This window comes from Streptomyces sp. NPDC101225 (assembly GCF_044767585.1).
In the GTDB taxonomy this organism is placed as follows: Bacteria; Actinomycetota; Actinomycetes; order Streptomycetales; family Streptomycetaceae; genus Streptomyces.
Genome location: NZ_JBIWOE010000032.1, coordinates 86,065 through 111,928, shown reverse-complemented (window position 1 = coordinate 111,928; position 25,864 = coordinate 86,065). Strand labels below are relative to the sequence as shown.

Annotated in this window: 24 protein-coding genes; 11 read left to right on the top strand and 13 right to left on the bottom strand. The window is 73.2% G+C overall.

Annotated elements, in window-relative coordinates; translation table 11 throughout:
- The first annotated feature begins 141 nt into the window (after positions 1–141).
- Positions 142–558, top strand: coding sequence for a hypothetical protein (locus tag ACIRPX_RS33740; RefSeq protein WP_404202402.1), 417 nt, complete (start codon positions 142–144; stop codon positions 556–558).
- Between the two features lie 179 nt (positions 559–737).
- On the opposite strand, the gene ACIRPX_RS33735 is transcribed toward ACIRPX_RS33740, so the two are convergent.
- The 5 genes from ACIRPX_RS33735 to ACIRPX_RS33715 all read right to left on the bottom strand — a co-directional run bounded on the left by ACIRPX_RS33735 (position 738) and on the right by ACIRPX_RS33715 (position 6,554).
- Positions 738–1,703: a YihY/virulence factor BrkB family protein gene (locus ACIRPX_RS33735; RefSeq protein WP_404202400.1), complete on the bottom strand. Its 966-nt coding sequence runs from the start codon at positions 1,701–1,703 to the stop codon at positions 738–740.
- Between the two features lie 99 nt (positions 1,704–1,802).
- Positions 1,803–2,819 carry a DUF5914 domain-containing protein gene (locus ACIRPX_RS33730; protein ID WP_404202398.1) on the bottom strand — a complete coding sequence of 339 codons (1,017 nt, stop codon included), beginning with the start codon at positions 2,817–2,819 and terminating at the stop codon, positions 1,803–1,805.
- Positions 2,816–3,841 (bottom strand): phytoene/squalene synthase family protein, encoded by a 1,026-nt coding sequence (locus tag ACIRPX_RS33725; RefSeq protein WP_404202396.1) that lies wholly within the window; start codon positions 3,839–3,841, stop codon positions 2,816–2,818. The genes ACIRPX_RS33730 and ACIRPX_RS33725 overlap by 4 nt, the downstream gene beginning before the upstream one ends.
- Entirely contained in the window at positions 3,838–5,382 is a 1,545-nt protein-coding gene (gene crtI / locus ACIRPX_RS33720; RefSeq protein WP_404202394.1) for a phytoene desaturase family protein, read from the bottom strand. Before crtI ends, ACIRPX_RS33725 begins: the two co-directional genes overlap by 4 nt.
- Positions 5,379–6,554, bottom strand: a complete 1,176-nt coding sequence (locus ACIRPX_RS33715; protein WP_404202391.1) for a polyprenyl synthetase family protein — start codon at positions 6,552–6,554, stop codon at positions 5,379–5,381. The genes crtI and ACIRPX_RS33715 overlap by 4 nt, the downstream gene beginning before the upstream one ends.
- A gap of 571 nt (positions 6,555–7,125) precedes the next feature.
- Here ACIRPX_RS33715 and ACIRPX_RS33710 point away from each other — a divergent pair.
- The 4 genes from ACIRPX_RS33710 to ACIRPX_RS33695 all read left to right on the top strand — a co-directional run bounded on the left by ACIRPX_RS33710 (position 7,126) and on the right by ACIRPX_RS33695 (position 11,459).
- A complete protein-coding gene (locus ACIRPX_RS33710) occupies positions 7,126–8,319 on the top strand; it encodes a lycopene cyclase family protein (RefSeq protein WP_404202407.1) in 1,194 nt (397 codons plus the stop codon).
- Positions 8,320–8,552: 233 nt separating this feature from the next.
- The gene (locus tag ACIRPX_RS33705) at positions 8,553–8,978 is read left to right on the top strand and encodes a hypothetical protein (RefSeq protein ID WP_404202389.1); all 426 of its coding nucleotides are present in this window, start codon (positions 8,553–8,555) and stop codon (positions 8,976–8,978) included.
- Entirely contained in the window at positions 8,975–10,537 is a 1,563-nt protein-coding gene (locus ACIRPX_RS33700; RefSeq protein ID WP_404202387.1) for an FAD-dependent oxidoreductase, read from the top strand. Before ACIRPX_RS33705 ends, ACIRPX_RS33700 begins: the two co-directional genes overlap by 4 nt.
- Before the next feature lie 82 nt (positions 10,538–10,619).
- Entirely contained in the window at positions 10,620–11,459 is an 840-nt protein-coding gene (locus ACIRPX_RS33695; RefSeq protein WP_404202385.1) for a SigB/SigF/SigG family RNA polymerase sigma factor, read from the top strand.
- 119 nt (positions 11,460–11,578) lie between these two features.
- Here the strand turns inward: ACIRPX_RS33695 and ACIRPX_RS33690 are convergent, their stop codons facing one another.
- Positions 11,579–12,478, bottom strand: a complete 900-nt coding sequence (locus ACIRPX_RS33690) for an NAD-dependent protein deacetylase (RefSeq protein WP_404202383.1) — start codon at positions 12,476–12,478, stop codon at positions 11,579–11,581.
- A gap of 106 nt (positions 12,479–12,584) precedes the next feature.
- Here ACIRPX_RS33690 and ACIRPX_RS33685 point away from each other — a divergent pair, with 106 nt between their 5' ends.
- Positions 12,585–13,910 carry an MFS transporter gene (locus tag ACIRPX_RS33685; RefSeq protein ID WP_404202381.1) on the top strand — a complete coding sequence of 442 codons (1,326 nt, stop codon included), beginning with the start codon at positions 12,585–12,587 and terminating at the stop codon, positions 13,908–13,910.
- Here the strand turns inward: ACIRPX_RS33685 and ACIRPX_RS33680 are convergent.
- Entirely contained in the window at positions 13,812–14,375 is a 564-nt protein-coding gene (locus ACIRPX_RS33680; RefSeq protein ID WP_404202379.1) for a carbonic anhydrase, read from the bottom strand. The two genes, ACIRPX_RS33685 and ACIRPX_RS33680, sit on opposite strands and share 99 nt — an antisense overlap.
- A 122-nt stretch (positions 14,376–14,497) precedes the next feature.
- Here ACIRPX_RS33680 and ACIRPX_RS33675 point away from each other — a divergent pair, with 122 nt between their 5' ends.
- Entirely contained in the window at positions 14,498–15,157 is a 660-nt protein-coding gene (locus ACIRPX_RS33675) for a TetR/AcrR family transcriptional regulator (protein ID WP_404202377.1), read from the top strand.
- Between the two features lie 165 nt (positions 15,158–15,322).
- Positions 15,323–16,444 (top strand): lipid II:glycine glycyltransferase FemX, encoded by a 1,122-nt coding sequence (locus tag ACIRPX_RS33670; RefSeq protein ID WP_404202375.1) that lies wholly within the window; start codon positions 15,323–15,325, stop codon positions 16,442–16,444.
- 81 nt (positions 16,445–16,525) lie between these two features.
- Here the strand turns inward: ACIRPX_RS33670 and ACIRPX_RS33665 are convergent, their stop codons facing one another.
- On the bottom strand, positions 16,526–17,389 hold the full coding sequence (locus tag ACIRPX_RS33665; RefSeq protein ID WP_404202373.1) for a helix-turn-helix domain-containing protein: 864 nt from the start codon (positions 17,387–17,389) through the stop codon (positions 16,526–16,528).
- A 166-nt stretch (positions 17,390–17,555) separates the two neighbouring features.
- Here ACIRPX_RS33665 and ACIRPX_RS33660 point away from each other — a divergent pair, with 166 nt between their 5' ends.
- Positions 17,556–18,395, top strand: a complete 840-nt coding sequence (locus ACIRPX_RS33660; RefSeq protein ID WP_404202371.1) for an alpha/beta fold hydrolase — start codon at positions 17,556–17,558, stop codon at positions 18,393–18,395.
- On the opposite strand, the gene ACIRPX_RS33655 is transcribed toward ACIRPX_RS33660, so the two are convergent.
- Both ACIRPX_RS33655 and ACIRPX_RS33650 read right to left on the bottom strand, forming a co-directional pair.
- On the bottom strand, positions 18,370–19,578 hold the full coding sequence (locus ACIRPX_RS33655) for a phosphatidylserine/phosphatidylglycerophosphate/cardiolipin synthase family protein (protein ID WP_404202368.1): 1,209 nt from the start codon (positions 19,576–19,578) through the stop codon (positions 18,370–18,372). The genes ACIRPX_RS33660 and ACIRPX_RS33655 overlap by 26 nt on opposite strands.
- Positions 19,579–19,652: 74 nt before the next feature.
- On the bottom strand, positions 19,653–19,976 hold the full coding sequence (locus ACIRPX_RS33650) for a hypothetical protein (protein ID WP_404202366.1): 324 nt from the start codon (positions 19,974–19,976) through the stop codon (positions 19,653–19,655).
- 53 nt (positions 19,977–20,029) lie between these two features.
- On the opposite strand from ACIRPX_RS33650, the gene ACIRPX_RS33645 reads away from it, so the two are divergent.
- A complete protein-coding gene (locus ACIRPX_RS33645; protein ID WP_404202363.1) occupies positions 20,030–20,197 on the top strand; it encodes a hypothetical protein in 168 nt (55 codons plus the stop codon).
- A gap of 11 nt (positions 20,198–20,208) precedes the next feature.
- Positions 20,209–20,706, top strand: a complete 498-nt coding sequence (locus tag ACIRPX_RS33640) for an N-acetyltransferase (RefSeq protein WP_404202361.1) — start codon at positions 20,209–20,211, stop codon at positions 20,704–20,706.
- Between the two features lie 16 nt (positions 20,707–20,722).
- Here the strand turns inward: ACIRPX_RS33640 and ACIRPX_RS33635 are convergent, their stop codons facing one another.
- The 3 genes from ACIRPX_RS33635 to ACIRPX_RS33625 all read right to left on the bottom strand — a co-directional run bounded on the left by ACIRPX_RS33635 (position 20,723) and on the right by ACIRPX_RS33625 (position 25,557).
- Positions 20,723–22,573 carry a glycoside hydrolase family 76 protein gene (locus ACIRPX_RS33635; protein WP_404202359.1) on the bottom strand — a complete coding sequence of 617 codons (1,851 nt, stop codon included), beginning with the start codon at positions 22,571–22,573 and terminating at the stop codon, positions 20,723–20,725.
- 215 nt (positions 22,574–22,788) lie between these two features.
- Entirely contained in the window at positions 22,789–24,300 is a 1,512-nt protein-coding gene (locus ACIRPX_RS33630; RefSeq protein WP_404202357.1) for a glycoside hydrolase family 76 protein, read from the bottom strand.
- Between the two features lie 294 nt (positions 24,301–24,594).
- Positions 24,595–25,557: a D-cysteine desulfhydrase family protein gene (locus tag ACIRPX_RS33625; protein ID WP_404202355.1), complete on the bottom strand. Its 963-nt coding sequence runs from the start codon at positions 25,555–25,557 to the stop codon at positions 24,595–24,597.
- Positions 25,558–25,864 lie beyond the last annotated feature (307 nt).

Sequence of the window (25,864 nt, the reverse complement as noted above, 5' to 3'; positions counted from 1 at the left end):
GATCGCCTCGCGCCATGACTGACGATCTATCAGGACCGGGCCTCGGTGCGCAGACGATCCACCGAATCGTGATCCGAGCTCCAGACAGAACCTAGCGCCGCATCAGGCAACGTTCGCCCTGTCGATGGCTACTCTGACGACGTGGCCGATGAGAAGGACAGTGGGAGCAGCTCGATCCGACGCCCCTCGTGGGACCACCCGGTGGTGGCCACCGTCGCGCTGGAACTGGGCGGCCTCGCTGTCTCCGGGGTGGTCGCTCTGGTGGGGTGGCCCTTCGGGTGGTTGCCCGACACTGATGCCGTCCTCCTCGTGACGGGCCTGATCGCGATCGGGCCCGCGGCCGAGTTGTACAGCGGGGCGGCCCCGCCGCGTCGGCTTGCTGTTGTTGCCGCCCTCCTTGCGCTGGCAACGGTGAGACTGCTCGTGGCTGCAGCAGTGAACTGGGCCTTTCCTGCGCTGGCTGATCCGGGCGTCGGTATCCTCGTCGGCTACCTTGTTGCGCTGCCCACCGGTGTGGCTGTGCTGGCTTGGTTCCTCACCAGGGCGAACGTTGCCTGAGGCGGCACCAGGGAGTGCTGCGCCGCCCGCTCGGGTCCTCGCGGAGGATGGCCGGACAGGAGCGGATGTCCGCACGCCACGGGGAGCACGACACCGCGACGGCGCGGACGCGCCCGACCGGACGCAGCGACATGCTCGCCGGCCCGCCCCGTGTGCCGTCGGTCGGGTGGACCTCGGCCTCAGCCGCCCGCCCCGGGGTCCTGCTCGACCGCCGACGTGATCCCGGCGCGCGCCGCTTCCAGCTGGGCGGCGAAGGCGATGCCGAGGAAGAGGGCGACGCCCGTGACGTTGGCCCACAGCATCAGGGCGACGAAGGCGGTGAGAGGCCCGTAGACCGCTCCGAAGGAGCCGCTCCTGCCGACGTACAGCGCCAGCAGCCAGGTCGCCACGACCCACAGGACGAGGTGGACGGCGCTGCCGAAGGCCAGCCAGGTGTAGCCCGGCTGCCTGCGGCGAGGGGACCACCGGAAGATCACGGCGGAGGCGATCCAGGCCAGCGCCAGCCCGAGGGGGATCTCGAGCGCGGCCCACCAGCGGTCCGTGTCGCCGGAGGAGCCCAGAGCCGCGGCGACGGCGTCACCGACCGGCTCCCCGGCCACGAGGACCACGAACCCGAGCACCATCGGCAGCCCGGCGGCCGTCGCCAGCAGCAGCGCACGGCCGTACTTGTGCGTGAAGGGGCGGTCCCGCTCGATGCCGTAGATGCGATTGGCGCCGCGTTCGATCTGCCCCATCGCGGAGGCGAGGTTGAGCAGGGCGAAGGCGAGGCCCAGCCAGAGGGCGAGGGTGCTCCAGACGTCGCCGTGCGCGCTCCGCCGTGAGCGGGCGAACGCCTCCTTGATCACTCCGGCGCCGGCACCGGGCACGATGTCGCCGAGGGAGCGCTCGACGATCCGGCCCACCGCGTCGGTGTGCACGGACGTGGCGAGGCCGACGAGAGCGAGGGCCAACGGCACCAGGCCGACCACGATCTGGAATCCGAGGGCCCGCGCGTGGGAGAAGCCGTCGGCGTAGCGGAACCGGGCGAAGGAGTCGGTCAGCAGCCGTACGCCGCCGTAGCGCCGCAGCGCGGTGAGCGCCTCGTCCCCGGAGAGCTCCTCCCCGATCATGTCCCTGGTCTGCGGGACGTGCACGGCCGTTCCCATCGCGGACAGGCTCCCTCCACCGGACCGGGGCGTCTCCCCGGTGCATGCCTGTTCCGACTGCCCCCGAACGGCCCCTTCAACAGTCGGCGCCCCGCACGGTCAGCCGGGGAAGCGGCCTGTGGAGCGCAGCTGCCGCCGGCGTTCCGCGTAGGCCAGGTCGTCGCGCCACAGGCGTCCGGACGCCGAGGCCATGAGCCGGCGCAGCAGCGGCGCCGCCGCGCGGGCCGCGGCGAATCCAGGACGCTCGGAAGAGGCCACGACCGCTTCGACCACGGCGGTGCGGGGACGGCCCCACCCGTCCGCCCCGAGCGGGGTGGCGTGCGTCTCGACGACCGAACCGCGGCCCTCGCCCTCGGTGATGCGCATGACGACGGTGCGCGGTTCGGGGCTGGTGAAGACCGCCCGCACCGGGACGACGAGCCGTCCGGCGACCTTGAAGGAGACGTCGACGGTGAATCCGTCGTCGTCCGGCTCCGCCGGCCCGACCGTCTCCGGGGTGCGGACGACGGTCAGGTCCACGAAGGAGTACGGATGGAACCAGGCTCCGTGCCAGGGATCCAGCCGGTTGGCCAGGACGTCCTCGGGTTCGCAGAGGCCCACGCCCTGGTGGACGGCGGCGACCGAGCGCGTCAGCGGCGGGCGGGGCGGCACGACCGGCGCCCGGAGGGGAGGCTCACCGCCCACCGCGTCCAGGCGTACCCACACCAGGACGCCGTCCTCGTGCACGGGCACCGGCTCCCAGCCCGCGAACGGCGCCCCGTCCAGGGCCAGTCCGTGCCAGTGGCACACGAGCGTGCCGCAGCGGACCGGAGCCTCGGCCAAGGGAGCCCCCAGGTGCGGGCAGACACCGGGGCCCGCCACCAGCCGTCCGTCCGCGGTGCGCCACACCACGATCTCGTGCCCGTCCACCGTCGCCGAAAGGGGGCGGTCGTCGCGTACGTCACGGCTCGCGCCGACGACGTACCAGTTGCCGGACGGACGGGACCGGGCCCGCTTCAGCGCCGCGGCGATGATGCCCGGCCGGGCCCGGCGCCAGGTGGAGGGCTGCTCGTCCCAGCGCACCGGGTGCCGTCGCAGCGAGAGCGCGTGGCGGCCGGACCGCCGGAGAGGTGTCATGCGGGCCTCCGGTGCATCGGCGTGGTGGCGGACGGGAGCGGGGGTTCCGCCGGCGTGGCGGGCGCCGACTCCCGCTGCCGTACGGGGATGTGGTCGCGGAGCCTGGCCGCGGCCACGCGCGTCAGGCCGTCGAGCGCCACCGCGGCGCGGCGGCGGCGCGGGACCACGGCGCGGTGCTGCACGGAGCGGTAGCCGTCCGCGGCGACGGCGTCCAGGATGCCGCCGTAGAGGACGCACGCCGTGCGGATGCAGGGGCGTGACACCGGTTCGAGCAGGGCGATGCCGGGGGCCGCCTCGCGGTAGAGCGCGCGCGTCAGGTGCTCGAACTCCCGCAGCGCGGAGGTGATGCGGCGGTCGGGGCGAGCGGACTCCCGGCTCCAGCGCAGCAGTTGGCGGTCCACGCCGTGGGCGGCCAGCAGGTCCGCGGGCAGATAGACCCGGCCCCGGTCCAGGTCCTCGCCGACGTCCCGCAGGAAGTTGGTGAGCTGGAAGGCCACGCCCAGGGCCGCGGCGTGCGGTGCCGCTTCCTCCCGCGGGACCACCGTGCCGAGCACCGGCAGCATCTCCAGGCCGATCACCTCGGCCGAGCCGTAGGTGTAGCGGCGCAGATCGGTGTAGGTGGCGTAGTCGGTGACGTCCAGGTCGGCGCGCATCGCGGTCAGGAAGTCGGTGAAGTGCCGTGGGTCGATGGCGTACCGGCGGGCGGTGTCGGCCAGGGCGCGGACCACCGGCTCGGCGCTGACCCCGTCGCGCAGACCTGTCCGCACGTCCCGTTGCAGCCGGGCGAGGCGGGCGGAACGCTCCAGGGCGCCGGTCGTCGGGTCGAGCGTGTCCACGATGTCGTCGGCCCAGCGGGCGAATCCGTACAGCGCGTGGACGGCCGGCCTGCGCCGCACCGGCAGCAGGCGGGTGGCGAGGAAGTACGTCTTGCCGTGCCGGGCGTTGAGCCGCCGGCACCGCGCGTACGCCCGGCGCAGCTCCGGATCGGTGATGCCCGCCGCGTCGAGCTCGCGGGCGCTCACGCCGGCCTCCTTTCCCGGAGGTGGCGCGAGCGCGACGGCGCGCCGGTACGCCGCGGGCGCGGGCCGCCCGTGATCCGCGCCGCGGCCAGCTTGCCGGACAGCAGGACGGTCGGTACGCCGACGCCGGGCGTGGTGCCGCAGCCCGCGAGAACGGCGTTGACCGTCCCGCGCGGCAGGTTGCGCGGCCGGAACGGCCCGGTCTGCGTGAAGGTGTGGGCGGCGGAGAAGGGCGAGCCCGCCGCGTGGCCCCGCGCCTGCCAGTCGGCCGGGGTGACCAGGCACTGTTCCGTGATGGCGGACGCGATGCCGTCGAGGCCGCGTCGGTCGAGTTCGGCGAGGAGGCTGTGCCGGTAGCGGGGGGCCAGGTCGCCCCATTCCGTGGCGCTGGGGCCCAGCGTGGTGTTGGGGCAGGGCGCGAGGACGTAGTGCAGATGGCGGCCGGGCGGGGCGAGCGCGGGGTCGGTCGTGGTCGGGCGGGTGACGAGCAGGGACGGGTCGCTCATCAGGCGGCCGGTTTCGGTGAGTTCACGGAACGTGCTCCGCCATGCCGCGCCGAAGGAGAGGGTGTGGTGGGCGAGCCAGGGCCAGGTGCGGTCGGTACCGGCGTGCAGGATCACGGCCGAGGGGGAGAAACGCAGCGGCACCGGGCGCCTGGGGGCATGGCCCAGCAGGCGGTAGGCGACGGGCAGATCGGGTGTGAGGACCACCGCGTCGCAGGGAATGCGGCCGTGCGCCGTGACGACGGCCGTGACCCGGTCGCCGGAACGCTCCAGCCGGGTCACCGGTTCCGAGAAGCGCAGCTCGGCTCCCGCCGCCTCGGCCGCGTCCGCCATGGCCCGGGGCAGGGCGTGCATGCCTCCGCGCGGGAAGAAGACGCCCGCGACGGTGTCCATGTAGGCGATGACGGCGTACGCGGCGAGCGCCCGGGCCGGCGCCACGCCCGCGTACAGGGACTGGAAGGAGAAGATCCGCCGCAGCCGTTCGTCGTGCAGGAAGCGGCCGATGCGCGCGTCCAGCCTTCCGAAGCCGCCGAGCGCGGCGAGCCGCGCGAGGTCGGGGGCCACCAGCTGCGCGGGGGAGTCGAAGTTGGCGTCGATGAAGTGCCGCATCTGGGCCCGGTACAGGCTTTCCAGCCACACACGGAGCTTGCGGTAACCGGCTGCCTCGCGCGCTCCGGCGAAGTTCTCGATCTCCGCCTCCATCTTCTCGGCGTCGGTGTGGACGTCCAGCAGGCTTCCGTCGGCGAACTGCGCCCGGTACGCCGGGTGCAGCGGTACGAGGTCGACCCGTGCGGACAGGCTCTCGCCGACGGCGGCGAAGGCCTCGTCGGCCAGGTGAGGCATGGTCAGCACGGTGGGGCCGGTGTCGATGTGGTAGCCACGGCGCGTCAGGCGTCCGGCGCGCCCGCCGGGTGAGCCGTCGCGCTCCACGACGGTGACCCGGCGTCCGGCGCCCAGCAGATGCAGAGCCGCAGCCAGCCCGGACAGGCCGGCCCCGACGACCACGACGTGGTCGGTGCGCCCGGGAACGGTGCGGGTCATCGGCTTCCCCCGTCACCGTCGGCGGCCGACGGCAGGGACACCGCGGCGGGGTCGGTGGGCGCGGCGGCCACGGTGTCGAGGGGTGGACCGGCCGCGGCTGCGGGGGAAGTTCCGGCCGCCGCACGCAGCAACGCGCGCAGCCTGCTTCCGGCGTGCGGTGCGAGGGAGACGCTGTCGAGGTGGTGCAGGCCCTGGTCCACCAGTCGTCCGATCTTGGTCTCGGCGGCGGCCCGTGCGCCGGTGTCCTCGAACACGGCCCGGACCCCGGCCAGTTCGGCCTCGGAGGCGTCGGCCCGGCCGAGCGTGTCGCGCAGGACGGCCAGGGCGCGCCGGTCGCCCGCGCTCTCGGCCCGCGCCTGGGCGACGGCGGCCAGGTAGGTGGGTTTGCCGCTGCGGATGTCGCCGCCCGAGGGCTTGCCCGTCTCGCGCGGGTCGCCGAAGGCGTCGAGGAGGTCGTCGCGCAGCTGGAAGGCGAGGCCGATGCTGCGGCCGACCGAGGACAGGGCCCGGGTCGTGCCGGGGGCGGCACCGGCCAGCGCGGCCCCCAGGGAGAGCGGGCGCTCCACGGAGTACAGGGCGCTCTTGAGGCAGGCGGCGCGGACGGCGCGGGTGAGGGACCGTGCCGAGGTGGCCTCGCCCTGGACGTCCAGGTACTGCCCGGCCACCATCTCCATGCGCATGGAGCTCCACAGGTCCCTGACCCGCGGCGCGGTGGCGGAGGGCAGATCGGTGCCGGCCACCACGTCGTCGGCCCACACCAGCGCCAGGTCGCCGGCCAGGATCGCGGCCGCCTGCCCGAGGCGCGCTCCGCGCGACGTGCCGACCCGGTCGGCGTACTGGTCCGCGACGTCGGCGTGCAGCGAGGGCCGACCGCGGCGCACCGGCGCCGCGTCCATCACGTCGTCGTGCACCAGGGCACAGGTCTGGATCAGCTCCAGGGCGGCGGCGATCCGAAGGGTCGCCGCCGTGACCGACGAGCCGCCGCCGCAGGCGCGCATCCCCCACCACACGAAGCGGGAGCGGGTCAGTTTGCCGCCGTCGCGCGTGAAGTCCGCGACCCGTGCGGCCACGTCCCGGGCGAAGAGGGGGTCCAGGGCCTCCGCCGCGCTCACCCGCCGGGCGAGCGCGGCGGAGAGCACACGGCGCACGGCCCCCGCGACGTCCGCGTCCACGGCGCGGGCGTCGTCGGGAGGCGCCCGGTGGGCGCCGGGCGCGGTGCCGTACGGGTGGCCCGACCCTGCGGGGTCCCGCTGCCCGGCAGGGCGCTGCGTGAACGGGGGGAAACCCTGCTCGGGGGATGGTTGCGCGCCCGGGCAGGGTGCCGGGCGGTGACCTTTGGCCGCGGTGGGGCTCGTGCCGGGTCCCGTCATCGAGTGCCTCGCGATCAGAGCTGATGTGGTCGCCCCTGGTTCGGGCCGGGCCCCGGAGACGGATGCGGCGCGGTACGAAAAGCGGCAGGGACGTGCGCGACTCCGCGCACCGCCGCCGGGCGGGCCTTCTGGCGGTGGCGCGCGGGTTCGTGATCGGGCAGGTGTGACGACGTGCTGCCGGGCGGGGCCCTTCGGCGGCGGCGCACAGCTGCGTGTCCCGGCACGCGTGACGACTGCATCCGAAGGGGTACCGCACCGCGAAGGGTGTCCAGGAACGGGTGACAACGGGCGGGTGGCCGCAGCAGGGCCCCGCCGGCTGCTCTCGGCGGGCGGGCATCGGCGCGGGCACGAGGCCCGGGAAGGGTGGGTGAGCGTGCTGGAGGCGGACGTCGCCATCATCGGAGCGGGAGCGGCCGGGCTGTCCCTGGCCCACCGGCTGTCCCGTCCCGTGCCCGGCGCCCGCCCGCTGTCGGCGGTCCTGGTGGACGCCCCGCCGGGCCCGCTGCGGCCTCCCCGGCGGACCTGGTGCTTCTGGGAAGCGGGCCGCGGCCGCTACGACGCCGCCGTCACCGCGTCCTGGCGCCGCCTGCGCGTGCGTCCGCCGACGGGACGGCCGATCGAGGACGACATCTCGCCGCTGCGCTACAAGATGATCCGCTCGGAGGACTACGAGTTCCTCGTCGCGCACGACCTCGCCCAGCACGAAGGGGTACGGCGGATGGAGGCGACGGTCGACGGCGTGGAGGCCCTCCGGCAGGGCGCGGTGGTCCATGCCCGTACCGCGGACGGACGAGCCCGGTCGGTACGGGCCCGCTGGGTGTTCGACTCCCGTCCCGCGGGCAGCCTGCCCGCGGGACGGACCACCTTGCTCCAGCACTTCCGGGGCTGGTTCGTCCGGACCGAACGGCCGGCCTTCGACCCGTCGCGGGCCGACCTCATGGACTTCCGCACGCCGCAGCCCGCCAAGGGACTCTCCTTCGGCTACGTGCTGCCGACCGGTTCCCGACAGGCCCTGGTCGAGTACACGGAGTTCTCCCCGGCCGTGCTGTCCAAGGAGGCCTACGACGCCGCACTGGACCACTACACCGGTGCCGTGCTCGGCCTGAAGGACGTCGAGGTCGTCAGCACCGAGACCGGTGTCATCCCCATGACCGACGCCCCGTTCGCGCGGCAGACGGCGCCGTCCGTCTTCCGTATCGGCACGGCCGGAGGGGCCACCCGGCCCTCGACCGGCTACACCTTCGCGGGCGTGCAGCGGCAGACGGCGGCCGTGGCCGCGGCGCTGCGGGAGGGACGCCGGCCGGTACCGCCGTCGCCCCACTCGGCCCGCTCGCGCGCCATGGACGCCGTGCTCCTGCACGCGCTCGACAGCGGCCTGGTGGACGGTCCCGCCTTCTTCTCCAGCCTGTTCGCGCGTGTGCCCATGACGCGGCTGCTGCGCTTCCTGGACGGCAGGACCCGGCCGTACGAAGACCTCTCCATCGGTCTGCGCACCCCCGTCCTGCCCATGCTCCGCGCCGCCGCCGAGCTCCCACGACTGCCCCGGCGCCCCTTCCCGGACCGCTGACGCCCACCCCTACCCGCCCACCACCGACTGCCGAAGGAGATGCCATGACCGTGTCGCGCGACGGAGATGCCAGGCCCGTGCCGTGTGACGCGGTGCCGGTGGCCGCCTTCGACCACGCCGCACATAACCACGCCACGTCGGTGGCCGCCGGCCCCGGTCACCACGCCCCGCGGTGCCGCCCGGCCCGCGGACGCGGTGCGCTCCCTTCCGGCGCCCGGCTGCGGGTGCTCGCCATGGGCCGTACGACCGGGCCGTCCACCGCCGCGCTGCGCGCCGGAGTGGCGGGCGCCGCCCCGGCGTCCGGCGGTTGCCGGTGGGCGGTGGTCCTCGGCGACCGCCGGCACGTCCTGCGCGCGCCCCAAGTCGGGCCCGCCGTACGCGAGTACCCCCTCAGCGGGCGCCCGGCGCACCGCGCGGTGTGTGCGGCCGGGTGCCGGGCTCTTCTGCAGCGCGTCGCCCCGGCGCCGGGTGACAGTGCCCCGTCCCGCCGTCTGTGGCGCGACGGCGTCGACGTCGGCACCGTCGACCCGTGCGCCGCCCGATCTCGCCCCCGCGCCTTCGGCCGGGCGCGGGCCCTGCCGCTGCCCGGCCGGCGCACGGGCATCGCCCACGCCGTCGCGGGCCGTCGTGCCGGCTCGGCCCACCGGGCGCCGCGATGACGGGGACCACTCGCCCCGGCCGGGACCGCCGAGCCGTCCTCCTGCCTCCGCCGCCCGGCACACCCCGGCTGAGCGGACCGCCGCGCAGCACCGCCGTCGTCGGCGCGGGCATCGCGGGCCTGGCCGCCGCCACGGCACTGGCCGAACGCGGCGTCGACGTCACGCTGTACGAACGGGAGGCGTACCTGGGCGGCCGCGTGGGCGGCTGGCCGATCGAGCTGCACGACGGCTCCACCGCGACCATGAGCCGTGGCTTCCACGCCTTCTTCCGTCAGTACTACAACCTCCGCAGCCTGCTGCGCCGCACCGATCCCCACCTCGGACGGCTGACCGGCCTGCCGGACTACCCCCTGCGGCACAGCAGCGGCCTGCACGACAGCTTCCGCAGGATTCCGCGCACACCGCCGCTGAGCGCGCTCGGCTTCGCGGCGCTCAGCCCGTCCTTCCGCCCGCGGGACCTGGTCCGCATGAACCCGGCCGCCGCACGCCCGCTGCTCGACGTCCGGGTCCCGCAGGTCTACCGGCGCCTGGACGGCGTCAGCGCCCACGACTTCCTCACCTCGCTGCGTTTTCCGCCGGCCGCACGCCATCTGGCCTTCGAGGTCTTCTCCCGCAGTTTCTTCGCCGATCCCCGGCAGCTGTCGGCGGCCGAGATGGTCCTGATGTTCCACATCTACTTCCTCGGTTCCGCCGAGGGGCTGCTCTTCGACGTGCCCGGCGACCCCTTCCCGACGGCCCTGTGGGAACCGCTGCGCACCCATCTGGACCGGCTCGGCGCCACCGTGCGCACCTCGACGCCCGTCGAGCACGCGGCGCCCACCGGGGACGGCGCCTTCACCGTGGTCACCGGCCGCCAGGAGACCCGGCACGACACCGTCGTCCTGGCGCTCGACACTCCCGGACTGCGCGCCCTGGTCGCACGGTCGCCCCAACTCGGCGACGCGGCCTGGCGCGAACGCGTCGGCCGCCTGCGCGGCGCACCGCCCTTCCTCGTCTCCCGCCTCTGGCTGGACCGCCCCGTCGCCGCAGGCCGCCCCGGCTTCCTGGGCACGGCCGGATACGGCTCCCTGGACAACGTCAGCGTCCTGGAACGCTGGGAGGGCGAAGCCGCCCGCCGGACGTCTCGGACCGGAGGGTCCGTCGTCGAACTGCACGGGTACGCGCTGCCCGAGGACGCGGATCGCGCGGTGGAGTCGCGCCGTCTGATCGAGCAACTGCGGTGCGTCTACCCGGAGACACGCGAGGCGCGGATTCTCGACGAACGCCATGAATGGCGCCAGGACTGCCCGCTGTTTCCGGTCGCCTCCTACGGCGACCGCCCCGGTGTGCGCACGCCGCAGCCGGGCCTCGTCCTCGCGGGCGACCTGGTGCGCACGGACCTCCCCGTGGCGCTGATGGAGCGCGCGGCCACCAGCGGATTCCTCGCCGCCAACGCCCTGCTCCAGGCGTGGGGCGTACGAGGCCATCCGCTGTGGACCGTGCCCGACCGGGGCCGCAACCGCCTGCTGCGCACCCTGGCGGGCGATCGGATTCGGCCAGGGGGTCGTCAAGATGCATGAGGGACTGATGAAAACGAGAATCAGGGGTACTCGGCACCAAGCGGCTGGCCGGCCGCTGCGAATACAAGGGAAAGGCTCCAAGATGACGCCGGTGTTGACGACTGAAGCCCGGGCGGAACAGCTGTCGGAGGTCGCCGATGCCACTCACGTCGCTCCGAAGGACGCCCGCGAGCTGACCCGCCACTTCCTGGCGCGGCTGGCCGTCCTGGAAGAGGGGACGGAGGAGCACCAGTACGCGCGCAACACGCTGATCGAGATGAACATCTCACTGGTGCGCTACGCCGCCGCGCGGTTCCGCAGCCGCGGACCGCAGGAGATGGAGGACATCGTCCAGGTCGGCGTCATCGGGCTGATCAAGGCGATCGACCGGTTCGAGGTGGCGCGCGAGGTCGAGTTCACCTCCTTCTCGATCCCCTACATCGTCGGCGAGATCAAGCGGTTCTTCCGTGACACGTCCTGGGCCGTCCATGTGCCGCGCCGGCTTCAGGAGGCCCGGGTCCAGCTGGCCCAGGCCAGCGAGGAGCTGAGCAGCCGGCTGGGCCGGACCCCGACGGTCGCGGAGCTGTCGCAGCTGATGAGCCTGTCCCAGGAGGAGGTCATCGAGGCGCGCGTGGCCTCCAACGGCTACAACTCGTCCTCCCTCGACGCCGCCATCTCCAGCAGCGAGGACGGTGAAAGCGTCCTGGCCGACTTCATCGGCAGCGAGGACGCGGCGCTGGAACTCGTCGAGCACTACCACGCGTTGGCACCGCTGATCCACGACCTCGAGGAACGCGACCGCCTCATCCTGCACCTGCGCTTCGTGGAGGAGCGCACCCAGGCCGAGATCGGCGAACGCCTGGGCATCTCGCAGATGCACGTCTCACGCCTGCTCAACCGCCTGCTGGGCCGTCTGCGTGAGGGCCTGCTGACCACGAGCTGAGGCCGCCGGCCCGCCAGGGTGTGCTTGCCGGGTCAACCCGCTTTGTGGTGTCCCCACCGGGGCAATCCGCTTCGTGGTGTCCCGCCGGGGCAGCCCGCCTGGGTCTCCCCGTCGGCGGGTCAGGCCGCCGCCTGGCCGTCGACGGCGATGCCCAGCCGGTCGGCCACGGTGGTGAGGGCCGCTCCCAGCGGAAGGGCGACCCGGGTGAGGGCATGCTTGTCGCCCCGCGTGGCATCCCGGTTCACGATCACCACCGGCGTCCCGGCCTCGGCGGCCTGCCGGACGAACCGGAGCCCGGACATCACCGTCAGCGAGGAGCCCAGGACCAGCAGCGCGGCCGCGTCACGGACCAGCGCGCGGCAGTGCTCCACCCGCCGCGGCGGAACGTTCTCGCCGAAGAACACCACGTCCGGTTTGAGGATGCCGCCGCACGAGACGCAGGGCAGCACACGGAAGCCACCGACCTGGTCGTCGGTGAGATCGGCGTCGCCGTCCGGGTTGATGCCGGCGGCCACGGGGGCGAAGCCCGGATTGGCCGCCTCCAGCCTCAGGGCGAGTGCGCCGCGCGGGCTGAGGAGACCGCACGACAGACAGCGCACCCGGTCCAGGCTGCCGTGGAGTTCGACGACGTCCTCGCTGCCGGCGGACTGGTGCAGCCCGTCGACGTTCTGGGTGATCACACCGGAGAGCAGGCCGTGCCGCCCGAACGCGGCCACGGCCCGGTGCCCGGCGTTGGGGCGCGCACGGCCGAACGTGCGCCAGCCGAGGTGACTGCGCGCCCAGTACCGCCGCCGCGCCGGATCGCCGCCCGTGAAGTCCTGGTACGTCATCGGCGTGTGCCGGCTCAGGCTCCCGCCCTCGCCCCGGTAGTCGGGGATGCCGGACTCCGTCGAGATGCCGGCCCCGCTGAGGACCAGCACACCGCCGGAGCTCAGCAGATCGGCGACCGGCCCCGGATCCGTGGTGCCCGCGGGCAGCTCCTCGGTGGGGGTCCAGCTCAGGGTGGGGCGCATGCGCATGCCGCAAGGGTACGGGAGCCGTCCGTCCTCGCTCCGGAATTGGGTCAGGATACTCAGCTGCAATTGGGTCTGACGAGTAATCCATTGGCGCCGTACCGTCGTCGTCATGACCCATCGACCAGGGCGCCTGCTGGCCCTCGCGCAACTCGCCAACTCCCTCGGGGACGGCGCCTATTACGTGACCTCGGCGCTGTACTTCACCCAGGTCGCCTATCTCGCGCCCGCACGCGTCGGGCTCGGGCTGACCCTTGCCTGGGGGGTCGGCTCGCTGGTCGGGGTACCGTTCGGGCGGATCGCGGACCGGCGCGGGCCGCGTGGCACGTCCGTGCTGCTGGCGATGGCCACCGCGGCGGCGATCGCCGCGTTCCTGCTGGTCTCGGGGTTCGTGGCCTTCGTCCTCACGGCCACCGTGTACGCCGCCGCCCAGTCCGGTCTCGCGGCGGCCCGCCAGGCCCTGCTGGCGGCACTGGTACCGGCCGGGGAACGCACGGGGCTGCTGGCCCGGCTGCAGTCGACGCTCAACGGGGGACTGGCGGTGGGTGCCGCGCTCGGCGGCGGAGCGCTGAGCGCCGGGACGGCGGCGGCGTACCGTGGCGTGCTCGCACTGGACGCCGTCTGCTTCCTGGTCTGCGCGCTGCTTCTGCTGCGTCTGCCCGCCGTGAAGGTCATGGGCGCCACCACGGTGTCCGGCGGTGCCCGGCGGCTCGCGGTCCTCGGCGACCGCCCCTACGCCCTGCTCGCCCTGCTCAACGCGGTGCTGCTGCTGCGGCTGCCGCTGCTCAGCCTGGCGCTCCCGCTGTGGATCACCGAGCGGACCGGGGCGCCCGCCTGGCTGGCCTCGGGGCTGTTCGTGCTCAACACCCTCGCGGTGACGCTGTTCCAGGTGCGGACCGCCAGGGCTGTCACCGGGCTCGGCAGCGCCCTGACGGTGCTTCGCCGGTCCGGGCTGGTGATGCTGGCGTCCTGCGCGGTGTTCGCGCTGTCGGCGGGACGGTCCGCCTGGCCCGCCGCCGTCATCATGGTCGCCGGTGCCGTGCTGCAGGTCGTCGCGGAGATGCAGCAGTCGGCGGGATCGTGGCAACTGTCCTTCGGCCTGGCGCCCGCCGACCGGATGGGCGAGTACCAGGGCTTCTTCGGTACGGGCGTGACGGTCGCCCGGACCGCGGGCCCGCTGGTGGTGACGACGCTGCTGCTGGGCTGGGGAGCGTCGGGCTGGCTCGTACTGGGCCTGCTGATGGTGGTCGCGGCGTACGCCATGGGGCCGGTCGCGCGTCGTGCCGCCGGCCGGCCGCATGGCCCGGCCGGCCGTCGAAGCCGTGCCGGCGAGTTGAACTCACTGCGGACGAGGGCCTGTTGGGGCGGCTCGCCGGGGATACCGGGCGTCGGTCACGGTCCGCACGCGGCCCGTCTCGATGTCGTGGACGTGTGCTGAGACGGACACCGTGGCAGGTACGAGCGGCGAGGCGAGCAGGCGCTCGGCATCCTCCCGGGCCGTCCGCTCCGGGTCGGCCACCTCGGACGCGCCCAGCACCGTCTCCGCCACGCCGGTCGCCCGGGCGGCCCGGTGCAGGAAGGCGGGGTCGGCGAGGAATCCCGTACCGCACTGGGTGTGGTGCAGGACCGCGACCTCGAAGAGCGGACCCGTCGCGCCGAGCAGTGACTCGGCGAGGAAGGCGAGATAGGAGACGTCGTGGATCACCGTATCGGTGACGCGTCCGCCGGCGTTGCGGATGACGGGCGCGTCGCCGGGCCGGAGTCCGAGGAGCGCGGCGGGGTCGATGCGGTGGTCGAGGCAGGTGACGAGGACCAGCCGCGCGGCGGGCAGGCCGAGTGGGACCGGGGTGTGGTCACGTGCGAACCGCTCGTTGTGGTCGAGGAGGGGAGTCAGCCTGGTCATGGTGCGTCTCCGTCCTGCTGACGGCCGGGCCGCGAGGCGGTGAGGTCCCGCGGCGCTTTGGTGGACGCTGTCCACTTTAGCGAGTCAGGTGGACAGCGTCCACTATTGCTATTCTGGCGCCCGTGACGCCTGATCGAGCAGCAGCGGGAGCATCCGGGGCGCACGCGCGCAAGCGGCGGCCGCGCGGCGCGGTGCGGGACGGGCTGGTCGCGGCCGGTCTCCAACTCGCCCGGGGCGGCGGCCCCGACGCCGTCGTGCTGCGCGAGGCGACACGGATCGTGGGCGTGGTGCCCAATGCCGCCTACCGTCACTTCGCCGACCGGGACGAGCTCCTCGCCGCGGTGTGTGCGGCGGCACTGGGCGAGCTCGCCGACCGGATGGCCGAGGGTGTGGCGAGCGTGGCCGGCCGGCGCGGCGATCCCGTCGCGGCGGGCGAGCGGCTGCGGGCCGTCGGCACGGCCTACTTCGCGTTCGCACGTGAGGAACCGGGCTGGTTCGCCACGGCGTTCGCGCTGCCGCAGCGGCACGCGTACCCGGCGCAGGACGACGTGTCCGGGACCGACCGCTCGCCCTTGGGCCAACTACGCCGCGCATTGGACGAGTTGGTGGAGTCCGGCGTGCTCGGTCCGCAGCGCCGGCCCGGACTCGAATACCCCGTGTGGTCCACCGTGCACGGCATGGCGGTCCTCTCCGGGCAGGGTCCGCTGCGCGAGGTGCCCGCCGCCGATCGCCGTCACCTGGAGGAGCGCACGCTGAAGGCCATCGGCGACATGCTCGGCTAGACCGCCGGACGGCGACTCGACCGCTCGGCGACGGACATGAACGCGTCGCCCACGCCGGTGGTCACGGCGCTGGAGGGGCGCGCCTGACGCCTGGTGCTCGCCGCAGCGGCCCGCGAGTGGGCAGGATGTGATCGACATGAACCGTGATCCGAGGGAGCAGTGCGCATGAGCTACCGCCTGACGGCGATCACCCGCGAGGAGCACCTGGCCTTCGTGACGGCCCGCTCCTCGGTCAGCCACATGCAGGTGCCCTCGTGGGGTGAGGTGAAGCCGGACTGGCAGGCGGAGAGCCTGGGCTGGTTCGACGAGGGCGGCCGTCTGGTGGGCGTGGGGCTGGTGCTGCTGCGGCCGCTGCCGAAGCTGAAGCGGTACCTCGCCTATCTGCCGGAGGGCCCGGTGATCGACTGGGCGGCGGCGGACGTTGAGCGGTGGCTCCGGCCGATGCTCGCGTACCTCAAGCGACGTGGTGCCTTCACGGTGAAGATGGGCCCGCCCGTCGTCGTGCGCCGCTGGAGCGCCGAGGCGGTCAAGGCGGCGATCGCCGATCCGCAGGCCCGGCGGCTGCGCGACGTCGAGGCCACCAGCCAGGAGCCGTCGGCCTTCGACCTCGCCGACCGGCTCCGCCGTATGGGCTGGCAGCGGACCGAACCCGGCAGTGAGGACGGATTCGCCGCCGGCCAGCCGCGTTACGTGTTCCAGGTCCCCTTCGCCGGGCGCTCCTTGGAGGACATCCACCGCGGTCTCAACCAGCAGTGGCGCCGCAACATCAAGAAGGCGGAGAAGGCCGGGGTCAAGGTCGTCCAGGGCGGCTACGAAGACCTTCCCGCCTTCCACGGGCTCTACGCCGAGACCGCCGAACGGGACCGGTTCATCCCCCGCCCGCCGGCCTACTTCCAGCGGATGTGGACCGCACTGCGCGCCGAGGACACCGACCGCATGCGGCTGTACCTCGCCCACCACGAGGGGGACGTGCTCGCGGCCGCCACCCTGCTGACCGTCGGCGACCACGTCTGGTACTCCTACGGCGCCTCGACCGGCCGCAAGCGCGAGGTCCAGCCCAACAACGCCATCCAGTGGCGCATGATGTGCGACGCCCACGAACTCGGCGCCGCCGTCTACGACTTCCGCGGCATCACCGACACCCTGGACGAGAGCAACCACCTGCTGGGGCTGCTCCGCTTCAAGTCCGGCAGCGGCGGCCACGCCGTCGAACACCTCGGCGAGTGGGACTACCCCCTCAACAAGGTCCTGCACAAGGCTCTCGGCCTCTACATGGCGCGGCGCTGAGCCGTCTGGTAGCGAGATCCCGCGGAGGCCTGTCCGGAGAGCGCCCGCGCGCCCCGACGCGACCGGAGGCGACCGGGGACGTCAGGCCGTCAGGGTCCTCCCGTATCGGTACGTGGCGCGCCAGGCCGTGGGCGGCACCGCGGCCTGGCGGCGGAAGAACGTCGTGAAGTTGCCGACGTCCTGGAAGCCCAGACGCCGGGCGCAGGCGCCGACCGGCAGGTCGGTGTGGGCCAGCAGCCTCTTGGCCTCCAACAGGATGCGCTCGTCGAGGAAGGTCTTGGCCCCGGTGCCGGCCGCGGCGCGCGTCGCACGGGTGAGGGTCCGCACGTCGTAGCCGAGAGCCCGCGCGTACGCGGAAACGTGGTGCCACTCGGTGAGATGTTCTTCGACCGCGGCGCGGTAGGCGCGGAACACCTCCGTGCACCGCTGGTCGGCCGAGGGCCGCCCGATCGGCGCGTCCGCGGCGGGAAGGGCGCGCAGAACCAGTACCGAGAGCAGGTGCGAGAGCACGTCCGCGGACGCCAGACGGGGCGAGCGCGCCGCCACGTCGTGCTCGCGGCCGAGGTGTTCCGCCGCGAGCAGAGCGAGCCCGAAGCGCCGCTGATCCACCTCCCAGCCGGCCGGCGCGCCGGCTTCGGACGCGGTGAGGCCGGCGAGGAACGTGGACCGAAAGAGGATCAGCGGACCGTCGCAGGCGTCGATGTCGGTCCAGCGGTGCACCATGCCGGGCCGGATCCATACGGCACTCCCTTCCGCCAGGCGATAGCCGCGGAAGTCGGCTTCGTGGGCGCCGGTGCCCGAGCTGATCAAGGCGAACACGTGGAAGTCGGGGCGCTGCGGACGTACGCGACGGCGGTGCGTGTCCATGGCGCGCAGCGCTTGGAAGCTGAGGACCTCCACACCGTACGGCGAGCCGACCGCAGGCAGGTACCGAAGCTGCCGCACCGCACCGTGTCCGTTTTCCACAACAGTCCCGCCTCTTTCCGACAGCGACCGCACGGAGGGCACCCTACGGTCGAACGCGTGCCTGGGAGACAGCTCAGGCTACCCGTTCACGTCCGCGACGGCATCGGTGACACCGGCCGGCGCGGCTCAAGCGAGAGGTATGAGGATGACGGAAAGCACAAGGTCCGTGCCGGTGGCCGGCGGGGTGCTGGACGTGCGCGTCGGGGGCAGTGCCGGACCCGCGCTCGTGTTCGTCCATTACTGGGGCGGCTCCGCCGACACCTGGAACGCGGTGATCGATCACCTGCCGCCCGAGCAGGCGACGATCCGCTTCGACCAGCGCGGCTGGGGCGGCGCACGGTCCTTGCCCGGGCCGTATCACCTCGACCGGCTCGCCGACGACCTGGAGCGCGTGGCCGACGCCTGCGCGCCGGGCCCCTACGTCCTCGTCGGTCACTCGATGGGGGGCAAGGCGAGCCAGCTCGTGGCGGCACGCCGCCCGTCCGGCCTCGCCGGCCTGGTGCTCGTGGCGCCCGCACCGCCGAGGCCGCCCGCCACGATCACCGAGGAGTACCGGCGCCATCTGTCCCACGCGTACGACTCACCGGAGACGGTGGGACATGCCCTGGACCATGTCCTGACCGCCGCGCCGCTGCCCGCCGCGGTACGCGCCAGGACCGTGCGCGACAGCCTCGGCTCAGGGGCCGCGGCCCGGCGGGAGTGGCCGCTGCGCGGAATCGCGCAGGACATCACGGGTGCCGTGGCCGCCGTCGAGGTCCCCGTCACCGTGCTGGCCGCGGAGAACGACGCGGTGGAACCACCGCACGTCCTGCGTGAGCACCTCCTGCCGCACCTGCCCCACGCCACCCTCGGCGTCGTGCCCGCCGCGGGTCACCTGCTCCCCCTGGAAGCCCCTGGGGCCGTCGCGACGGCGATCGGAGATTTCATCGCCGCCCTCCCGCACCGGAACGGTGCCCCGCCTACAGAAAGCGCCGGATCGGCGTGACCGCGGCCTCCTTGGCCAATTGGAGCGCCGCCCGCCGTTTCCACCGGGTGAGGTCGATGTCGACACTGTGCTCCATGTCCTCCTCGAAGTCGCGGTCCAGACGGGCCGTGAGCGTCTCGTCCAGGACGGCGAGCATGATCTCCTCGTCGTGGTTCATGGAGCGGCGGTTGAAGTTGGTGGAGCCGATGAGTGCGGCGACCGAGTCGACCGTCATGATCTTGGCGTGCATCATCGTCGGCTGGTACTGCCGGATGCGCACACCCGACTCCAGCAGGCGTGTGTAGTGCTGCTGTCCGGCGAGCTGGCAGGCACGTTGGTCGGTGTGCGGGCCGGGGAGCAGGATCTCCACGCGCACGCCGCGGCGCGCGGTCCGGCACAGCAGGTCGACGAAGTACCGGTCGGGCGCGAAGTAGGCGGTGGCGAGGCGGAAGCGCTCCTCGGCGGAGGAGAGCATGACCCGGATGAGGGTCTGCATGTCCTGCCAGCCGATGCTCGCGGAGCCCCGCACCACCTGCACGACCGACGATCCGGGGCGGCCGTGCTCGGCGAACCGGTCGCGGTCGTCGAAGAGCTCGTCGTGGCACTCGGCCCAGTTCTGCGCGAACGCGGCGGCGATGCCGTCGACGGCCGGACCCCGCACCTGGACATGGGTGTCCCGCCACTCGCCGGGGTTGCGGGCGTCCCCGCACCATTCCTCCGCGATGCCGACGCCCCCGGTGAACGCCGTGTGCTCGTCGACGACGAGCGCCTTGCGGTGGCAGCGGTGGTTCTGCTTGAACGGCGACAGCCAGACCGGCTTGCGGAACCAGGCCACCTCGACTCCGGAGGCGTCCATGAGCTCCAGCAGGTCCCCCTCGATCTCCTTCGCGCCGAAACCGTCCAGCAGCAGCCGCACCCGCACCCCCGCACGGGCCCGGTCGGCGAGTGCTCCGGCGACGTCGCGGGCGATCTGCCCGCGCCAGTAGACGAACGTCATCATGTCGATGGTGTGCTGGGCGGAGCGGATCGCTTCGAGCATCGCGGGGAAGATCTGGTGGCCGTTGCGGAGCGGCACCAGCTCGTTCCCCTCGGTGGCCGCCACACCGATCAACCGCTCGATCCGACGGCGCAGACGTTGCTTGCGCAGCTCCCCGTCGGGGTGGGTGCCACGAGCGGCGGGTGCCGGTGTGCCGTCGACGATCACGCGAATCTCCCGTTGGACATGAGGACCAGGCGTTGAGGGCCGCCGGACGAGCCCAGAGACCGGATGCCCGCCGGTCAGCGGCTCACTCCCGGTACTCGCGCCAGTTCCGGCCGGGCCAGCATGCGCCGCGCCGCCGGTCCGGGGGCGTGCAGGGCGTGCGCCACGATCCAGCCACTCAGCAGGTGGGGATCGTGGGGGCGTTCGGCGAGCGCGTCGGAGTATCGGGCGACGGCGCGTGCGGCGTCTCCAGCCGCGAGAAGGTCGTCGGCCGTGTGCGGCACGGCCGGCGGCAGCGCGAAAGCCTGGGTGCGCGGATCGGGCCAGAGGGAACGGTCGGCCCGCAGCAGCGTGGGGCGGCGCGCGTCCCCGCCTCCGTCCGACCGCCCGTTCGACGGCACGACGTTGCGCAGCCGCCACCGGGTCCGGTGCAGGGCCGCCGCCGTACGGGCGCGTGAAGTCGTACGAGGTGATGTCGGCGTTCGCGCGCTCGGCCATCCGCTCGCGCCAGAAGGCGGCGACGGCCGTGAAGGCGTACGCCCCGCGCGGCAGTCCGGCCCGGGTCGAGGCGGGCTCCGGCGTGCCGCGGAATGCCGGTCCGTCCCGCGCCGGCCGCGGGTAGCGTCAGGCCTCATGAGCTGGCTGCCCGACGACTTCGTCCACCCCGTCCACGTGCCGGTGCCCGGCACCGCGGTTCACCTGCGGCCGATCAGGGAGGCCGACACCCCGATCGACTACCCCGCCGTCATGGGCTCCCGAGCACGCCTGTGGGAGACCTTCGGCCCGGCCTGGGGCTGGCCCCGGGAGACGATGACCTACGAGCAGGACCGCGTCGACCTGCTGCGGCACGAGCAGGAGATCGCCGCGCACCAGTCGTTCAACTACGCGCTGCTGGACGAGGCGGAGACGGCGGTCCTCGGCTGCGTCTACATCGACCCGCCGGAGCGCGTCGGGGCCGACGCGGACATCTCCTGGTGGGTGGTGGACGACCAGGTGGGCGGTGAGGTGGAGCGTGCCCTCGACGCCCTGGTGCCGCGATGGATCGCCGCCGACTGGCCCTTCCGGCAGCCCCGTTACGTGGGCCGCGACATCACGTGGCAGCACTGGCTCGCACTGCCACGTACCTCGTGACCCGTCGGGGGATGTCCTACGGCTGCTCCGCGGCCGTCAACGCCTCCAGGGCGCTCGCCTGGGTGCGCCAGTCCGACACGTTCGGGCTCGTGCCCGACCAGCGTTCACCCAGGCGGTTGAGGGCGTCGCGGTCGGTGGCCCAGATCGAGTCCGCCTGTCTGGCGACGTATGCCTGGTACGTTGCCGATCCGGTGGCGTCCGCGAGGTCGGCGAGGTGCCGGACGAAGATCCCCTTGAACTGCTTCTGGTTGTCGTCGCAGGAGCCCGCGCCGACGTCGCAGGACTCGGTCAGGACGCCGTCGCGGGTCAGCGCGGTCGAGGACATCGCCGCGTCGGCCAGGCGCTTCGCGGTGTCCAGGTACCGCCCGGTGCCGGTCGACCGCCACAGCTGGGTGAACGCGCCGATGGCCAGGCCCTGGTTGTAACTCCACACCGTCTGGCCGTTGTTGGCGCAGCCCGCGGTCAGCCCGTCGTTGACCAGCCCGGAGGAGTTGATCAGTCCGCTGCTCAGGTACCAGTCGGCGGCGGTGGCCGACAGGCCGCCCCACCGGGTGTCGCCCGCGATCCGCTGGTGGAGGGCGGTGGTGAGCCAGAGGTAGAGCCCGTTGGTGACGGCGTTCTTGTAGGTGCGCTCGCGGTTCCACCAGACCCCGCCGCCGCAGGTGCCGGTGTCCCAGTACTGGTGGACGTAGTCGGTGATCGTGACCGCCTCGTCCAGATAGCGCCGCTCGCCGGTGTAGTCGTAGGCCGCGACCCACGCCACCGCCCACCACGCCGCGTCGTCGACGGCGCGGCTGATGAAGTGGCCCTCGATCGGATCCGAACTGCGGCCGCCCGCGGGGAAGACACCGCGGTTCTGCTCGAAGGTACGGGCGATCGCCCAGTCGTAGTCGTGCCGCCCGCTGCGCTGCGCGAAGTCGATCAGTGCGGTGAGGGAGGCGGCGGAGTTCCACCAACTGCTGCGCCACCAGCCTTCGTCGGTCCGGTACGACGCCATCAGGGCGTCCGCCGCGGCCCGTGCCCGGGTCGGCGCGGGCCTGAGCCACGCCGTGCAACTGCCCTCCTGGTGCGAGGCCTCGCGGCCGCATGCGCGGACCGCCCCGCCGTAGAGCAGACCGCGCGGGTCCCGGGTGGCGAACATGGCGGTGCGCGTCGAGACAGCCCCCGACGGCACGCTCGTACGACCGAGGGACGACCCTTCGGGCCGGCTCGCGCCGCCGTCCCAGGAGCGGTCGAGCCAGATCTCGTCGCCCGCACCGCCGCCCGCGATGACGCCCCAGGCCATGCCACCCCGCTGGTCGACGTGCAGGCTGATGGTGCGCCCGTAGAGGGTCGTCGAGGGGACGGGGGTGGTGTCGCCCGCCGCGGTGGCGGGGTCGGCGCCGTCGCAGGACGTGCCGTCGCACACCTTCGGGTACACCCAGTCCGTGCAGGCGACCCCGGCGGCGTCACCGCAGGCACGGACCCAGCCGCGCCGGTGCCCGACCGGGTCGGTGATGTTGTACATGAGGGTGCGGGTGCCGGTCCATGTGCCGGGGATGCTCGCCTTGCCGAGCAGCGGTTCCCAGTCGGCGCCGCGGTCCCAGGAGCGGTCCAGCCAGACCGCGTCGCCGCTCACGCCGTCGTCGATGCTCGCCCAGGCCATGCTGTCCGGGTCGGAGACGTGCAGCCGCAGGGTGCGGCCGTTGATGTTCCTGCTGGGCACCGGGAAGGACTCCTGCCGCGCCTTCGAGGGGTCCAGGGTGTCGCAGGCCTGGGCGCAGACCGGCGTCGCGGCACGGGAGGGTGCGGGGAGGGCGACGAGGCCGGTCAGGGCCAGGAGGAGAGCCAGGAGCCCGCCGATGACGGGGTGGGTCCGAGCAGACATGACGTACCGCCTGTCCGTAAGGCCTTACGTGGACGGGGAGTTGGCGGCCGCCCGGGGAGGAGGGCGGCCGCCTGGTGGGAGCGTTGCAGTTCACCGGCCGTGTGGAACGGACGGGATCAACGATCCCGGGAGCATCCGTGATCGGCAATCGCGAGGGGACAACGTTGTCCGGCGGTTCGTGTCCGTGGGGGGCGTGCCGGGCGGTGGCGTCCGCATCAGGGCGCCGCGTCGAGCAGGTCGAGGGCGCTCTGCTGCCGCGCCGCGTCCACCGTGTCGAGCGGTCCGGACCAGCGCAGTCCGTACTGGTCGAGGGCGTTGCGATCGCCGCTGTGGGCGCGGTCCGCCTGGCGTTGCAGATAGGCGGTGTAGGGATGGTCGGCCAGCGCCGCGTTGAGCTTGCCGAGGCCGCGCACGTCCGCGCCCTTGAAGGACGGCCCGTCCCCGCCGCAGTCCCCGCTCTCGCACGGGTCGCGGAGGACGCCGTCGGCGGTGTGGAGGGACGAGGCCGTGGTCGCGGCGTCGGCGATCTGCCGCGCGCGGGTGAGGAGCGCGCCGTCGCCCGTGGCCCGGTTCAGTTCCGTGAGGGCGCCGAGCAGGACGCCCTGGTTGTAGGACCAGACGGTCTGGCCGTTGTTGCGGCAGGTGGACAGGTCGATGCCGTCGTTGACCAGGTTCGAGCCGTTGATCATGCCGCTGGTCCGGAACCAGGACCAGCCGGTGCGGGCCCGCTGCAGATAGGCCGTCTCGCCCGGTATCCGGTTGTGCAGGGCCGCGTTGAGCTGGATGTAGAGGGAGTTGGCGATGGCGTTCTTGTACGTCCTGGCCGTGCTCCACCACACTCCGCCGCCGCAGGTGCCGTCCCAGTAGGCGGCCATGTGGTCGGCGTCGGCGCGTGCGGTCGTCAGGTAGCGGCTGTCGCCGGTCAGGTCGTAGGCGGCGACCCAGGCGAGTCCCCACCAGCCGGTGTCGTCGATGTAGCCGTTGCGGAACTGCCCGCCCTGCGCGTTGACGTTCAGGTCGTAGGTGCGGGAGATCGCGTACGAGTAACTGCCCATCCCCGACACACGGATGTTGTCGATGACGGCGGTCAGCGCGTTCGCGGAGTTCCACCAGCCGGTGGTGTCGAACAGCCCCGTCGAGTTGTTGTAGAAGGTCATCAGCCCGGTCGCCGCCGCGGTGCGCCAGTTGCCGGCGTTCCAGGTGGTGCGGGCCCAGGGGGTGCAGGCGATCTCGGCGCGGTCGCCGGCCTTGCCGCAGGCGCGCAGGGCGCCGACGCCGTGGCCGTTCCAGTCGTCGACGTTGTACATGAGGGTGCGCCAACCCCGTTGGCCCGAGGGGATGGTGGTGTCGCCGAGCTTGCTTCCCGAACTCCAGGTGCGGCCGCCGTCGAAGGAGCGGTCGAGCCACACCTCGTCACCGGGGCTGCCGTTGTCGACGGAGGCCCAGCCCATCGCGTCGGCGTCGTCGAAGTGGAGCGTCATCGTGCGCCCGTAGAGGGCCGTGGTGACCGGCTGCCGGTCGCCGGAGGACAGGGCCGGGTCACGCGCGTCGCAGTACTTGTTGCAGATGGTCGCGGCGAGGGCGGTGGTGGAGGCGTCGGCCGCGGACGCCGGGCGCGGGGCGAGACCCGCGAGAAGTGCGAGGGCGAACGCCGCGGCCGGCCTGCCGAGGGCGACGGGCCTCGTGGTGAGGGGGTTGGCTCTTCGGTGTCTTCGTACGGGAGTCATGGGGCCTCCCAGCCGACGCATGCCCCCCCGATCGCACCGTGGGCCCGCGGACACCGTCCGCGAAGGAGCCGGCGGCGGAAGCCGGGGGACATGCTGGGGATGAATGGAGAGAGCGCTCTCAGAAGGTAGTGAAGGGCTTGGGGAGCGTCAATGGGTTGTTGCGTACGGGAGAATGGGTTGTTGCGTACGGGAGATTGGGTTGGTGCGTAAGGGAGTTGGCCAAGGGGCGTGGGCATCCCCCGGCGCGGCGCGTCGTCGCGCGTCGCTGAGGGGGCGCCCCGCGTGTCGCGGCGTTCAGAGCAGACTCTCCGCGTGCGCGACGGCCGCGGCGTGCCCGAACAGGCCCGGCAGCCCACCGGTATGGAGGAAGACCGTGGTCTGCCCGCGGCTGATGTCGCCGTCCTTGACTGCCGCGATCAGCCCGGCCAGGGCGCGGCCCGTGTACGTGGGATCGAGGATGACGCCCTCCGTCCGCGCCGCGGTGACCAGCGCGTCGGCGACCTCGGCCGGATAGGTGCCGTAGCCGGCGCCGATCTGGTCGCGGACGCGAAGGTCCTTCGCCGAGATCGCCGCGCGCGTCAGCGGACGGGCGAAGGCGGCGACGGCCTCGGCGGGGTCCGGGCGCGCTCCCACGTCGACCCCGAGGACGCGCTCCACGCCCAGGCGGGCGACGAGTCCGGCCATCGTCCCGCCCGATCCGAGTGCCACCACGACGTGCGCCGGATCGGGCACCTGCCCCAGAAGCTCCTCCGCGCAGTCGACGTACCCCTGGGCGCCGACCGCGCTGGACCCTCCGAAGGGGATCAGTGCCGGACGGCCACCGTCGGCGCGCAGTGCGGCGGCCACGTCCTCGGCGGCCTCCGCGAGAGCGTGCGTCTCGACGTCGCCGCACCAGACGACGCGGGCGCCGAGCAGGCCGTCGAGGACCAGATTGCCCGACGACGAGGCACCGGGAGCACCGGGGAAGACGAGCACGGCCTTCATTCCGAGCTTGGCGGCGACCGCCGCGGTGAGCCGGGCGTGGTTGCTCTGCGGGGCGCCGGTCGTGACCAGGGTGTCGGCCCCGTCGCGCTGCGCGAGCGCCGCGGTGTACTCGAGTTTGCGGACCTTGTTGCCGCCGCCACCGACGCCCAGGAGATCGTCGCGCTTGATCCAGAGATCCTCCGGCCGCAGGCCGATGGCCGCCGCAAGGCGGGGCGCGGGCTCGACCGGGGTGGGCAGCGTCACGAGGGCGACGCGTTGATGCTGGTGGTTCACGGGTGATCCCCTCATGAGGCCGGAGTGCCGACTGCGCAGGGTCTGCATTTTCCCCGGTGGAGCCGGCCGTCGAATGTCGGCAGCCTACGCAAGACCGAGTCGTGTGAGGACAGAAGCGAACGCAAGAAATTGCGCGACTTGCATCGACTTGCGGATAGGGACGCAAAGGCAGTCGCCCTTGTTCTGTCGCTCCGCATTGTGCTCATTGCGACGCACGGGGCGAGTTGTTCAAGCCCTGTTCGGCGGGTAGCGATGGGTGGCGTTGAAAAATGCATTGTCTCATCCGTAGACGCGCCCACATGGCTCT